Raw genomic sequence first — 12,094 nt, forward strand, 5'->3', positions numbered from 1 at the left:
ATGTGGGAGGTGTGTCAGCTAGGGCGCAGGCGCAGTATTTGCGCGCCGTCGAACGGGTCCGTGAGGTAATGCGCCTGTACCCCGAATGTCTCTTGCAAGCGCTCTGGCGTCAGCACTTCCAACGGCGTGCCCAGCGCTACCAATCGTCCGCGATCCAGCACGGCCAGGCGATCACAGGTCAGCGCCTGGTTCAGGTCATGCAGGGCAATCAAAGTAGTCACCGGCAAGCCTTGCACGCCTTTCAAGATCGCCAGTTGATGCTGGATGTCCAGGTGATTGGTCGGCTCGTCGAGCAATAAAATCTGCGGCCGTTGCGCCAGGGCTCGGGCGATGTGTACGCGCTGGCGTTCGCCGCCGGAGAGGCTGCGCCAGGCGCGGTGGCCCAGGTGGGTGGCGTCTACGTCGTGCAGGGCTTGGCGGACGATGGCGTCGTCTTCGCGAGACCACGGGCTCAGCGCCGACAGCCATGGCGTGCGGCCCAGGGCCACGGCATCGAATACGCGGATAGCGTCGTCGGTATCGGCCTGCTGTTCCACTACCGCCAGCTGTTGCGCGATGGCGCGGCGCGACAACTCACGCAGGCGCTTGGCGCCCAGGCGTACTTCACCACTGGCCGGGATGCGCAAGCCGGCGAGCAATTTGAGCAGGGTGGATTTGCCCGAGCCGTTCGGCCCGACGATGCCGAGGGTTTCCCCTTGCTGCACGTCCAGGTGAATATCGCGCAGCAACTCAGCGTCACGCACCTTGAAACCCAGGCCGGTGCAACTGAGCACACTCATCGCGCGTTCCTGCGGCCAATCAGGATCAGCGCAAACACCGGTGCGCCCACCAACGCCGTGACCACACCGACGGGAATCACCTGGCCCTTGATCAAGGTGCGCGACAGCACATCGGCCGCAATCAAGAACAACGCGCCGCCAAGAGCGCTCGCCGGCAGCAACCGCGAATGCCCAGTGCCCAACAGCAGGCGCACCGCATGGGGTATCACCAGGCCGACAAAACCGATGGAGCCAACGATGGACACCATCACCGCCGTCACCAGCGCAGCGCAGGCCACCAGCACAAATTGCACGCGGCGCACCGGGATGCCAAGGGACGCCGCCGAGTCGCTGCCGAAGGTAAAGGCATCCAATGCGCGACGATGCCACAGGCACACCGCCAGCCCAACGATCGCCACCGGCACCGCCAGCCACACCGACGGCCAGCGCACGCCGCTGAGGTTGCCCAGCAGCCAGAACATAATGCCGCGGGCTTGCTCGGAGCTGGCCGACTTGGTGATCAGGAACGCGGTCAAGGCATTGAAAAGTTGCGAGCCGGCGATGCCCGCGAGGATGATCTGCCCGGTGCCGCTGGACGAGCCACTGGCCCGCGCCAGCAGGATCACCAGCGCAAACGCCGCCATGGCCCCCACAAACGCCCCCGCCGACAGCGACACCAGCCCGCCGCCCACGCCAATCAAGGCGACGAGGACCGCGCCGGTCGACGCGCCGGCACTGATGCCGAGCAAGTAAGGATCAGCCAGCGGGTTACGCAGCAACGATTGCAGGATCACGCCACAGGTCGCCAACCCTGCACCGCAGGCAGCGGCCACCAGGGCGCGGGTCAGGCGATAGTTCCACACCACGCCTTCATCGATGGGGTCGAGCACGAAGCCTGCGGCCCACAGCTTGTTGGCGAGCACCTGGAGCACCACCTGTGGCGAGATGGCGGTTTCGCCGATGGCCACGCCGGCGAGCAGGGCGAGTAATAGCAGTGTGAGAGCAAGCAGGGTCCGTATCATTTCGGCAGGTCATAGCCGTCGATGGCGGCGGCCAGTTGTTCCAGGCCATCGAAGGTACGCAGGCTGGCCTGCAGCGCCAGGGCATCGAGGATGATGATGCGGTTGTTTTTCACCGCGTCCATGTTGCGGGTCACCGGGTCGCTGCGCAGGAAAGCGAGTTTCTTCTTGTGGTCGTCGGCGGGGTAGCGGCGGCGGTCCATGCGTGCGATCACCAGAAACGTCGGGTTGGCCTTGGCGATGGTTTCCCAGCCGACGGCGGGCCATTCTTCATCGGACTGCACCACATTGCGCAGGCCGAGGGTTTGCAGCATGAACTGCGGAATACCCTTGTGCCCGGCCACGTAGGGATCGCTGGCCATTTCGGCGCTGGAGAACCACACCAGCGCGCTGGCTTGCTTCAAGCCTTTGCCTTGCGCGGTAGCGATGGACTTGGCCAGGCGCACCTGTAGTTCGTCGTTGAGCTGCTGGCCGCGATCCTGGACGTCGAAAATCTGCGCCAGTTGGCGGATGCTTTTATAAATCGTGTCGATGCGGAACGGCTCCAGACGCGTGCCGTCGGCACCCACCAGGTTGTCCTTGCCTTCGCAGTCCGAGGGCAGCAAGTAGGTGGGGATCTGCAGCTCATGGAATTGCTCGCGGGTGCCGACCACGCCTTGGGGCCCCACCACCCATTCCAGCTCGGCGGCCACCAGTTGCGGGCGCTTGGCGATCACCGCTTCGAAGCTCGGCTCGTTGTTGGCCAGGCGCTCAACGGTGGCGTCCTGTGCCTTGTACTGCGCCAACACGTTGTTGAACCACAGCGAAGTGCCAACCACTTTATCGCCCACGCCCAAGGCGTAGAGCATCTCGGTGGCGGCCTGGCCGATGGTTACGCTGCGTGCAGGCGCGTGCTGGAAGGTCAGGGTACTGCCGCAGTTTTCCAGGGTCAGCGGGTAATGGGTGGGCGTGGCCTGGGCCATTGCACAGGCACCCAAGCCTGCGATCAGGGCGGTAACGCGTAGCAGCATGGGGTGATCTCCGAGTGCAGCAGGGGCGGTACGGCTCGGAAATACAGCCTCGAACGCTGCCGATCAGGCAGGCAAGGATGTCCTTCCCGGACACCCCGCCGGTTAGTGGTTTTGCTGGGCCGGCAGGTCTCCTGACTGATGCGTCGTTGCCTCGCTCCCGCCTTCCCGGACAGGGTCCAGTGGCAGTGGGGAGCAGGCTCGGCACCTACAGTTGCGGGGGCAGTTTCGATTGACGTCGCGGGCGGCGTTTCGAATTCCCTATTAGTCCCATACGGGAACCGGCGGCGGTATGGTAAGCGATCACCCCCTGTAGGAGCGAGCTTGCTCGCGAAGGTCGTCAACGATAACGCGGGAAACCTGATACGCCGCAGCGCTCTCAGGTGCTTCGCGAGCAAGCTCGCTCCTACAATGGGCCGCTCTCAGAGTCGTATGTCTTGGGGGCCGCGGATCAGCGCTTCGATCCGCGTACCTGTTGCACGTTCTTCATTGCTGAACCCGTCATAGTCGGCCAGATTGGCGAAGCGGATGCCGGTCAATTGTTCGATCGCAATCACACTGCGCTGGTAGGTACGAAGCGGGCCGAACACCAGGTCGAGCTGCCCCAGCTCACGGCTTTGGTCGATCATGTAGGCGCTGGCGGAGGGTTTGCCGTCGTCGCTGAGGTAAGCCACGACTTTCCAGAACGCCTTGGGGATTTTCACCCCACGATAAAGTCGGTCGTCATCGGCGAATACCGGGCCGGTAAACACCGTGGCCCGGGCTTTCCAGCGCTGGGTGTTGTCAAGAATGTAGTCTTCGAGTTCCAGCCAGGTCTTCTGGTTGAAGCCGCTCATTTGCGGCGAGCAGTTGGTGAAATGGAAGGTGTCGAAGTTGGCGGTGTTGGCCTCGTCGCCCCAGTTGGGGTCCTGGCGCCGCACCAGGTGGCCGCGATCCAGGCCGTTGCTGGCGTAGAGGTCTTCACCTACCTGCGCATCCAGGGGCAGGCGACCATCGTAGGCCCAAGTGTCGTTGCTGCGCGTGATGTCCACATGCTTTGAGCCGTCGATATTCACCCCCACGTAGAGCGCCAGTCGTCGGGAACGCGACATAGTGATGGAGAAATGCGTGTAGTCCAGGCGCTTGGGTTGCACGTCGCTCGACAGTGGCTCGCCGACCGTAGGCCATGGCACCACGAAGTCGCTGAGGAAGTCATGGGCATAGCCTGCGCGGTTTTTGAGGTCCTTGGCGGCGGTGACGCGCGGTGTCGCGGTTCTGGCTTCCAGCAGGGTGGGGCTGAGCGCGACCAATGGGCGCAGGTCGGAAAGCCTGGGGCGGTGGGAAAGGTCGATTTTGGCTGTGCGGGCGGGCATGGGCATGTTCCTTATGGGCCTCGGATAAACACCACTGCAACACAAACTCATGACAATTTGGCCCAGGTGGCGAACACAGGTCTATCCTGAAACCGCTACCGGACGTTCATCACACGCCAAAAAGGAGCCAGCTTATGTGTGTTCGCCAGCCGCGCAACCCGATTTTCTGTCTGATCCCACCCTATATGCTCGACCAGATCGCCCGCCACGGGGATAAAGCCCAACGGGAAGTCGCATTACGCACTCGCGCCAAGGACAGCACGTTCCGCTCCTTGCGCATGGTCGCCGTACCTGCCAAGGGCCCAGCCCGCATGGCGTTGGCCATGGGCGCCGAGAAACAGCGCTCGATCTACAGCGCTGAAAACACCGACAGCCTGCCTGGCAAGCTGATCCGCGGCGAAGGGCAACCTGCCAGCGGCGATGCCGCAGTGGACGAAGCCTATGACGGCTTGGGCGCCACCTTCGATTTTTTTGACCAGGTGTTCGACCGCAATTCCATCGACGATGCCGGCATGGCCCTGGACGCCACGGTGCACTTCGGCCAGGACTATAACAACGCGTTCTGGAATTCGACCCAGATGGTCTTCGGCGACGGTGACCAGCAGTTATTCAATCGCTTTACCGTGGCGCTCGACGTGATTGGCCATGAGTTGGCCCATGGCGTTACCGAGGATGAGGCCAAGCTGATGTACTTCAACCAGTCCGGCGCGTTGAACGAGTCGCTGTCCGACGTGTTCGGCTCACTGATCAAGCAGTATGCGTTGAAGCAAACCGCCGAGGAGGCTGATTGGCTGATTGGCAAAGGGCTGTTTACCAAAAAGATCAAGGGCACGGCCCTGCGCTCGATGAAGGCGCCAGGCACTGCGTTTGATGACAAGCTGCTGGGCAAGGACCCGCAGCCGGGTCACATGGATGATTTTGTACAGACATACGAGGACAATGGCGGGGTGCATATCAATTCCGGCATTCCCAACCACGCGTTCTATCAGGTGGCGACCAAGATTGGCGGGTTCGCCTGGGAGCGTGCAGGGCGCATCTGGTATGACGCACTGCGGGATGCGCGGCTGAGACCGAACTCGGGGTTCCTGCGTTTTGCGCGTATTACCTATGATGTAGCCGGGCGTCTTTACGGCGCGAACAAGGATGAACAGAAAGCGGTCAAGGAGGGGTGGAAAGCCGTGGGCATCAACGTTTGACCAGCCGCTTGGGCGGCGAGGAACAGCTATGCGAATCTCAATCAAGGAAAGCGGCGGGGCGGCGTATTTTCCGGGGCTGGCCAAGCCGCGTACGGTAGAGCTGGAGAAGCTACCCGAGCCGGACCAGCAGGAATTGCGGCAACTGATCGAAGCTTCGGATTTTTTTCAGTTGCCACAAAGCACCGTTCCCGAAGCCGGAAACCCCGGCCGAGTGCACTACACCCTGACAGTGGCGGAGGGCGAGCGTGAGCACACGGTCTGTGTGCTCGCGCCGGTGAAGTCGCAGGCGTTGGAAGGGTTGGTGCAGTGCGTGCGCCGTCATATCCGCAGTTGATGCACGACTGGGGTTGCTGCGCAGCCAGCGCAGTCGCCCCTGTCTGGCTATTTGCGGTCCAGCCATACTGTCTGCGCATTGCAGAACTCGCGTACGCCGAAGTGCGACAGCTCGCGGCCGAACCCGCTTTTCTTCACACCGCCAAACGCCACCCGAGGGTCTGACACGCTGAACGCGTTGACGAATATCCCGCCGGTGTCCAGTTGCTCGGCAATATCGCGGGCCTTGGCTGAGTCGGTGGTGAAGATGCTGGCGGTGAGGCCAAACTCGCTGTCATTGGCCAGGGCCACAGCATGCTCGGCATCGCGGGCGGTAATGATCGACGCCACGGGTCCGAACAATTCCTGCTTGAACGAGGTCATCTGATCGGTGACGCCGGCCAGCACGGTCGGTTCATAGTAATTGCCCGCGCCTGGGACTTTGTTGCCGCCCAGCAGCAGGGTCGCGCCTTCTTCCAGGGTCGCCTGGACCTGGCCGTGCAGTTCGTCGCGCAGGTCGAAGCGGGCCATGGGGCCGATATAGGTAGTGTTCAATGTCGGGTCGCCCATCATCAGGGCGCGGCTGGCCTCAAGGAATTTGGCGGTGAAGGCTTCTACCACCCCAGCTTCAATGATCAGGCGCTTGGCGGCGGCGCAGACTTGGCCGCTATTCTGGAAACGGCCGATCACGGCGGCTTGCACAGCAGCGTCGAGGTCAGCGTCGTTGAGCACGATAAACGGGTCGGAGCCGCCCAGTTCCAGCACGCATTTCTTCAGCGCGGCGCCGGCCTGGGAGCCAATGGCGATACCGGCGCGCACGCTGCCGGTGAGGGTCACGGCGGCGATACGTGGGTCAGCGATGGCGCTGGACACGCCGTCCTGGGTCACGTTGATCACTTCGAATACGCCTTCAGCGAAACCGGCTGTGCGCAACGCTTGCTGGATCAGGTAGGCGCTGCCCATCACGTTCGGCGCGTGTTTGAGCACGTAGGTGTTGCCGGCGAGCAAGGTCGGCACGGCGCCGCGCAGCACCTGCCAGACCGGGAAGTTCCACGGCATCACCGCGAGGATCGGGCCCAGCGGGCGGTATTCGATCCGGGCGCTGCCGTTGTCCACCAGGGTCGGCTCAGGGGCGAGCATGGCCGGGCCATGAGCGGCGTACCACTCGCTGAGTTGGGCGCATTTTTCGATCTCGGCGCGGGCCTGGGCGATGGGCTTGCCCATTTCCAGGGTGATCATTTGCGCCATGGCTTCGGCTTGCCCGCGCAAGGCGGCGGCCAGGGCCAGCAGCAATTCTGCGCGTTGGCTGACCGGCTGGCGGCGCCAAGTGCGGAACGCGCTGGCCGAACGGGTGAGGGCGGCGTCCAACTGTGCCGCGGTTTCATAGGCATAGCTGGCGACTGTTTCGCCATTGGCGGGGTTGATCGACAAGGCGTGGGTCTGGTGGGTCATTGCGTTCATGGCACCGTCCGGCTGAATAAGTGGAATGGGGCCAGCGTACGGGGCTGTATCGTTTCTGGAAACTGAATAATATTAAGCAATACATTCACGATTGGAGAATGAAGTGGATCTGGTGCAGCTGGAAATTTTCAAGGCCGTTGCCGAGCAAGGCAGCATCAGCGCTGCCGCGCAGCTGATTCATCGGGTGCCGTCAAACCTCACCACGCGCATCAAGCAATTGGAACAGGACCTGGGCGTGGAGTTGTTTATCCGCGAGAAAAGCCGTTTGCGCCTGTCCCCGGCCGGTTGGAATTTCCTCGGTTATACGCGGCGTATTCTCGACCTGGTGCAAGAGGCCCGCGCTACGGTGGCGGGGGAGGAGCCCCAAGGTGCGTTTGCCCTGGGCTCCCTGGAGAGCACGGCAGCGGTGCGCATCCCCGCCTTGCTGGCGGCGTATAACCAGCAGTACACCAAGGTCGAGCTGGACCTGAGTACGGGACCGTCGGGCACCATGATTGAAGGCGTGTTGTCCGGGCGGCTGACTGCGGCTTTCGTTGACGGACCGGTGCTGCATTCCACCCTGGAAGGCGTGGCGGTGTTCGAAGAGGAGATGGTGGTGATTGCGCCGCTGCATCACGCGCCGATCACCCGCGGGCAGGATGTGAATGGCGAAAACATCTATACGTTTCGCTCCAACTGTTCGTACCGGCACCACTTCGAGCGCTGGTTCTCACAGGATGGCGCAATGCCGGGCAAGATCTTCGAGATCGAGTCCTACCACGGCATGCTTGCCTGCGTCAGCGCCGGGGCCGGGCTGGCGCTGATGCCGCGCAGCATGCTTGAGAGTATGCCGGGGTGTGCGGCGGTGAGTGTGTGGCCGTTGACGGACAGCTTCCGCTTACTGAATACCTGGCTGATCTGGCGCCGGGGCACTGTGTCACAGAGCCTGAACAGTTTCGTAAAACTGCTGGAAGAACGCGGCCTGGCAGCCGCCTGAGTTCAATGTGGGAGGGGGCTTGCTCCCGATAGCGATGTTTCAGCTAACGAATACTTGGCTGAAAGACTGCAATCGGGAGCAAGTCGAATCGTCGCACCGCCCCTCCCACATTTTGTTCTTCATCAGCCGCCGAATTGGAAGGTGCCCATGGCCAGTTTGGCCATGATCGCCGTCGCACCCAGTTGCACCAGCCACAACGCCAAACCACCGAGGAACACCCCCAGCGCCACTTGCAGCACCAGGCTCTTCTGGCGTTTGGCTTGCGGTGCACGTGGGGCGTAATCGTGCAATTCGTCGCGGTCGGCACGCAGGTCCAGGTCGTCGTTTCTCATAGGGCTCTCACAGCAAAGGGGCGGTCAAGGTTCAGTCTAGGGGCTGGACACAAAAAAGGGGAAGCCATGGCTTCCCCCTTCTGTGCAACGCCAGCAGGTTTACAGCACCTGAACGATTGCTTGTGTGACCGCACCAATGTTCGACTGGTTCAGCGCCGCCACACAGATACGCCCGGTGTCCAGGGCGTAGATGCCAAACTCGGTGCGCAGGCGGGTGACTTGCTCAACGGTCAGGCCAGAGTAGGAGAACATCCCGCGCTGGCGACCGACGAAGCTGAAATCATGGCCTGGAGCCGCCTTGGCCAGCTCAGCCACCATCTGTTCGCGCATGCCGCGGATGCGCAAGCGCATTTCAGCCAGTTCGGCTTCCCACTGGGCACGCAGTTCAGGGTTGTTCAGCACAGCTGCAACGATGGCCGCGCCGTGGGTCGGCGGGTTGGAGTAGTTGGTGCGGATCACGCGCTTGACCTGGGACAGGATGCGCGCGCTTTCTTCCTTGGACTCGCTGACGATCGACAGCGCGCCTACGCGTTCACCGTACAGGGAGAACGACTTGGAGAACGAGCTGGACACAAAGAAAGTCAGGCCCGATTCAGCGAACAGACGTACGGCAGCGGCGTCTTCGTGGATGCCATCACCAAAGCCCTGATAGGCCATGTCGAGGAACGGCACCAGGTTCTTGGCCTTGACCACCTCCAGCACGTTTTGCCAGTCGGCCGGGCTCAGGTCGACGCCGGTCGGGTTATGGCAGCAGGCGTGCAGCACCACGATGGATTGCGGGGGCAAAGCGTTGAGGTCTTCGAGCAGGCCGGCGCGGTTGACGTCGTGGGTTGCAGCGTCGTAGTAGCGGTAGGTCTGCACCGGGAAACCGGCTTTTTCGAACAGCGCCTGGTGGTTTTCCCAGCTCGGATCGCTGATGGCGACCACGGCATTGGGCAGCAATTGCTTGAGGAAGTCAGCGCCGATTTTCAGCGCGCCAGTGCCACCTACCGCTTGGGCGGTGATCACGCGGCCAGCGCTCAGCAGGGGGGATTCAGCACCAAACAACAGCTTTTGCACGGCCTGGTCGTAGGCCACGATGCCGTCGATCGGCAAGTAGCCTCGGGCGGCGTGTTGCGCCACGCGAATGGCTTCCGCTTCGGCAACGGCACGCAAGAGTGGAATTTTCCCCTCCTCGTTGCAGTAAACGCCCACACCAAGGTTGACCTTGGTGGTTCGTGTGTCGGCGTTGAATGCTTCGTTGAGGCCCAGGATTGGATCGCGTGGTGCCATTTCGACAGCGGAAAACAGGCTCATTTTTGCGGCAGCTCTATGGGGGAAGGGAGGGACGTGTCGCGCTCCAGCCGAATGCACTAGAGCGGTGCACAAACGGGGAGCTAGTATAGAGGCCATCACGGCTGAGGGCGACAACCGAAACGGCTTTTCGGCGATGTTTTTCGGTTTATTTGTTGACCGTTAGTCTTATTGCAACATTGAAGGGAAAGGTCTTGTAGGAGGATAGCCTTGAAACCCATCACATTCGTCACCACTTCTACAGCTATCATGGTTTTTTCCTGCAACCTGCGATGATTAATCGCGGGTTGCTGAGCTATTTCGTCCCTGGCGGTGTTGAGTCTGGGGTGACTACACGAGGTACGTTATGTCGGATTTCCAGCTCGTCACCCGTTTTGAACCCGCCGGCGATCAGCCGGAAGCCATTCGCCTGATGGTCGAAGGCATCGAGGCCGGTCTGTCCCATCAGACGCTGCTCGGGGTGACCGGTTCAGGCAAGACCTTCAGCATCGCCAACGTGATCGCCCAGATCAACCGCCCGACCCTGGTGCTGGCGCCGAACAAGACCCTGGCCGCGCAGCTGTATGGCGAGTTCAAGGCGTTCTTCCCGAACAACGCGGTGGAGTACTTCGTTTCCTACTACGACTACTACCAGCCCGAAGCCTACGTGCCGTCCTCCGATACCTTTATCGAGAAGGATGCATCGATCAACGACCATATCGAACAGATGCGGCTGTCAGCGACCAAGGCCTTGCTGGAGCGCAAGGACGCGATCATCGTCACCACGGTGTCGTGCATCTACGGCCTGGGCAGCCCGGAAACCTATCTGAAGATGGTGCTGCACGTCGACCGCGGCGACAAACTCGACCAGCGCGAACTGCTGCGGCGCCTGGCGAGCCTGCAGTACACCCGCAACGACATGGACTTCGCCCGCGCTACCTTTCGGGTGCGCGGCGATGTGATCGATATCTACCCGGCGGAATCCGACCTGGAAGCGATTCGCATCGAGCTGTTCGACGATGAAGTCGAAAGCCTGTCGGCCTTCGACCCGTTGACCGGCGAAGTGATCCGCAAGTTGCCACGCTTCACGTTCTACCCGAAAAGCCACTACGTGACCCCGCGGGAAACCCTGATGGGCGCCATCGAGGGTATCAAGGTCGAGCTGGCCGAGCGCCTGGAATACCTGCGTTCCAACAACAAGCTGGTGGAAGCCCAGCGCCTGGAGCAGCGCACCCGCTTCGACCTGGAGATGATCCTGGAGCTGGGCTACTGCAACGGCATCGAAAACTACTCGCGCTACCTTTCGGGTCGCGAGTCCGGTGCGCCGCCGCCAACCCTCTACGATTACCTGCCGCCGGACGCCTTGCTGGTGATCGACGAGTCCCACGTCAGCGTGCCGCAGGTGGGCGCCATGTATAAGGGCGACCGTTCGCGTAAAGAGACCCTGGTGGAATACGGTTTCCGCCTGCCGTCGGCACTGGACAACCGACCGATGCGCTTCGATGAATGGGAGGCCATCAGCCCGCAGACCATCTTTGTGTCCGCCACGCCCGGTAACTATGAAGCCGAGCATGCCGGCCGCGTCATCGAGCAGCTGGTGCGTCCGACTGGCCTGGTGGACCCGGAAATCGAAATCCGCCCGGCGCTGACCCAGGTCGATGACTTGCTTTCGGAGATCAACAAGCGTGTCGCCCTGGAGGAGCGCGTATTGGTCACCACCCTGACCAAGCGTATGTCCGAAGACTTGACCGACTACCTGGCCGACCATGGCGTGCGCGTGCGCTATCTGCACTCGGACATCGACACCGTGGAGCGGGTAGAGATTATCCGCGACCTGCGCCTGGGTACCTTCGATGTGCTGGTGGGGATCAACCTGCTGCGCGAAGGCCTGGACATGCCGGAAGTGTCGCTGGTGGCGATTCTGGATGCGGACAAAGAGGGCTTCCTGCGCTCGGAACGCTCTCTGATCCAGACCATCGGCCGTGCGGCGCGTAACCTCAATGGCCGCGCGATTCTCTACGCGGACCGCATTACCGGCTCCATGGAGCGGGCGATTGGCGAAACCCAGCGGCGTCGCGACAAGCAGATCGCGTTCAACCTGGAAAACGGCATCATCCCCAAAGGCGTGTTCAAGGACGTTGCCGACATCATGGAAGGCGCCACCGTGCCCGGCTCGCGCAGCAAGAAGCGCAAGGGCATGGCCAAGGCCGCCGAGGAAAGCGCCAAGTACGAGAACGAACTGCGTTCGCCGAGTGAAATCACCAAGCGCATTCGACAACTGGAAGAGAAGATGTACCAGTTGGCGCGCGATCTTGAGTTCGAGGCGGCGGCACAGACGCGCGATGAGATTGGCAAGTTGCGTGAGCGGTTGCTGACGGTCTGATTTGCGCTGGCTTTACTGGCCTCATC

Annotated in this window: 11 protein-coding genes and 1 riboswitch; of the genes, 4 read left to right on the forward strand and 7 right to left on the reverse strand. The window is 61.9% G+C overall.

The window, feature by feature from the left end:
* Positions 1-14: 14 nt before the first annotated feature.
* The 4 genes from QZR30_RS22455 to QZR30_RS22475 all read right to left on the reverse strand — a co-directional run bounded on the left by QZR30_RS22455 (position 15) and on the right by QZR30_RS22475 (position 4,136).
* Positions 15-779, reverse strand: coding sequence for an ABC transporter ATP-binding protein (locus QZR30_RS22455; protein WP_311904215.1), 765 nt, complete (start codon positions 777-779; stop codon positions 15-17).
* On the reverse strand, positions 776-1,780 hold the full coding sequence (locus tag QZR30_RS22460; RefSeq protein WP_056848030.1) for a FecCD family ABC transporter permease: 1,005 nt from the start codon (positions 1,778-1,780) through the stop codon (positions 776-778). Before QZR30_RS22460 ends, QZR30_RS22455 begins: the two co-directional genes overlap by 4 nt.
* Positions 1,777-2,787: an ABC transporter substrate-binding protein gene (locus QZR30_RS22465; RefSeq protein WP_311904216.1), complete on the reverse strand. Its 1,011-nt coding sequence runs from the start codon at positions 2,785-2,787 to the stop codon at positions 1,777-1,779. The genes QZR30_RS22460 and QZR30_RS22465 overlap by 4 nt, the downstream gene beginning before the upstream one ends.
* A 104-nt stretch (positions 2,788-2,891) precedes the next feature.
* A riboswitch (cobalamin riboswitch) is annotated at positions 2,892-3,085 on the reverse strand.
* Positions 3,086-3,206: 121 nt separating this feature from the next.
* Positions 3,207-4,136 carry a DNA/RNA non-specific endonuclease gene (locus tag QZR30_RS22475; RefSeq protein ID WP_046068952.1) on the reverse strand — a complete coding sequence of 310 codons (930 nt, stop codon included), beginning with the start codon at positions 4,134-4,136 and terminating at the stop codon, positions 3,207-3,209.
* Positions 4,137-4,270: 134 nt separating this feature from the next.
* Between QZR30_RS22475 and QZR30_RS22480 the strand changes: the two genes are divergently transcribed.
* The gene (locus QZR30_RS22480) at positions 4,271-5,332 is read left to right on the forward strand and encodes a M4 family metallopeptidase (protein WP_046068951.1); all 1,062 of its coding nucleotides are present in this window, start codon (positions 4,271-4,273) and stop codon (positions 5,330-5,332) included.
* A 28-nt stretch (positions 5,333-5,360) separates the two neighbouring features.
* Complete coding sequence (locus QZR30_RS22485) at positions 5,361-5,666, forward strand: protealysin inhibitor emfourin (RefSeq protein ID WP_046068950.1); 306 nt, start codon at positions 5,361-5,363, stop codon at positions 5,664-5,666.
* A 47-nt stretch (positions 5,667-5,713) separates the two neighbouring features.
* Here the strand turns inward: QZR30_RS22485 and QZR30_RS22490 are convergent, their stop codons facing one another.
* Positions 5,714-7,105 carry an aldehyde dehydrogenase family protein gene (locus tag QZR30_RS22490; protein WP_046068949.1) on the reverse strand — a complete coding sequence of 464 codons (1,392 nt, stop codon included), beginning with the start codon at positions 7,103-7,105 and terminating at the stop codon, positions 5,714-5,716.
* Between the two features lie 103 nt (positions 7,106-7,208).
* Here QZR30_RS22490 and ptrR point away from each other — a divergent pair, with 103 nt between their 5' ends.
* The gene (ptrR, locus tag QZR30_RS22495; RefSeq protein ID WP_046068948.1) at positions 7,209-8,081 is read left to right on the forward strand and encodes a putrescine utilization regulator PtrR; all 873 of its coding nucleotides are present in this window, start codon (positions 7,209-7,211) and stop codon (positions 8,079-8,081) included.
* A gap of 122 nt (positions 8,082-8,203) precedes the next feature.
* Here the strand turns inward: ptrR and QZR30_RS22500 are convergent, their stop codons facing one another.
* Together QZR30_RS22500 and QZR30_RS22505 are read right to left on the reverse strand one after the other, a co-directional pair.
* Entirely contained in the window at positions 8,204-8,413 is a 210-nt protein-coding gene (locus tag QZR30_RS22500; RefSeq protein WP_043047518.1) for a hypothetical protein, read from the reverse strand.
* A gap of 99 nt (positions 8,414-8,512) precedes the next feature.
* Positions 8,513-9,709: an amino acid aminotransferase gene (locus QZR30_RS22505; RefSeq protein WP_043047517.1), complete on the reverse strand. Its 1,197-nt coding sequence runs from the start codon at positions 9,707-9,709 to the stop codon at positions 8,513-8,515.
* A 343-nt stretch (positions 9,710-10,052) separates the two neighbouring features.
* On the opposite strand from QZR30_RS22505, the gene uvrB reads away from it, so the two are divergent.
* The gene (uvrB, locus tag QZR30_RS22510; protein ID WP_043047516.1) at positions 10,053-12,068 is read left to right on the forward strand and encodes an excinuclease ABC subunit UvrB; all 2,016 of its coding nucleotides are present in this window, start codon (positions 10,053-10,055) and stop codon (positions 12,066-12,068) included.
* Positions 12,069-12,094: the final 26 nt, after the last annotated feature.

The organism is Pseudomonas sp. rhizo25 (assembly GCF_031931935.1).
Classification (GTDB): domain Bacteria; phylum Pseudomonadota; class Gammaproteobacteria; order Pseudomonadales; family Pseudomonadaceae; genus Aquipseudomonas; species Aquipseudomonas synxantha.

Excerpts from the sequence above, each read along its gene's own strand:
- QZR30_RS22455 (WP_311904215.1), bottom strand. The coding sequence starts at position 779 with ATGAGTGTGCTCAGTTGCACCGGCCTGGGTTTCAAGGTGCGTGACGCT.
- QZR30_RS22460 (WP_056848030.1), bottom strand. The coding sequence starts at position 1,780 with ATGATACGGACCCTGCTTGCTCTCACACTGCTATTACTCGCCCTGCTC.
- QZR30_RS22465 (WP_311904216.1), bottom strand. The coding sequence starts at position 2,787 with ATGCTGCTACGCGTTACCGCCCTGATCGCAGGCTTGGGTGCCTGTGCA.
- QZR30_RS22475 (WP_046068952.1), bottom strand. The coding sequence starts at position 4,136 with ATGCCCGCCCGCACAGCCAAAATCGACCTTTCCCACCGCCCCAGGCTT.
- QZR30_RS22480 (WP_046068951.1), top strand. The coding sequence starts at position 4,271 with ATGTGTGTTCGCCAGCCGCGCAACCCGATTTTCTGTCTGATCCCACCC.
- QZR30_RS22485 (WP_046068950.1), top strand. The coding sequence starts at position 5,361 with ATGCGAATCTCAATCAAGGAAAGCGGCGGGGCGGCGTATTTTCCGGGG.
- QZR30_RS22490 (WP_046068949.1), bottom strand. The coding sequence starts at position 7,105 with ATGAACGCAATGACCCACCAGACCCACGCCTTGTCGATCAACCCCGCC.
- QZR30_RS22500 (WP_043047518.1), bottom strand. The coding sequence starts at position 8,413 with ATGAGAAACGACGACCTGGACCTGCGTGCCGACCGCGACGAATTGCAC.
- QZR30_RS22505 (WP_043047517.1), bottom strand. The coding sequence starts at position 9,709 with ATGAGCCTGTTTTCCGCTGTCGAAATGGCACCACGCGATCCAATCCTG.
- uvrB (WP_043047516.1), top strand. The coding sequence starts at position 10,053 with ATGTCGGATTTCCAGCTCGTCACCCGTTTTGAACCCGCCGGCGATCAG.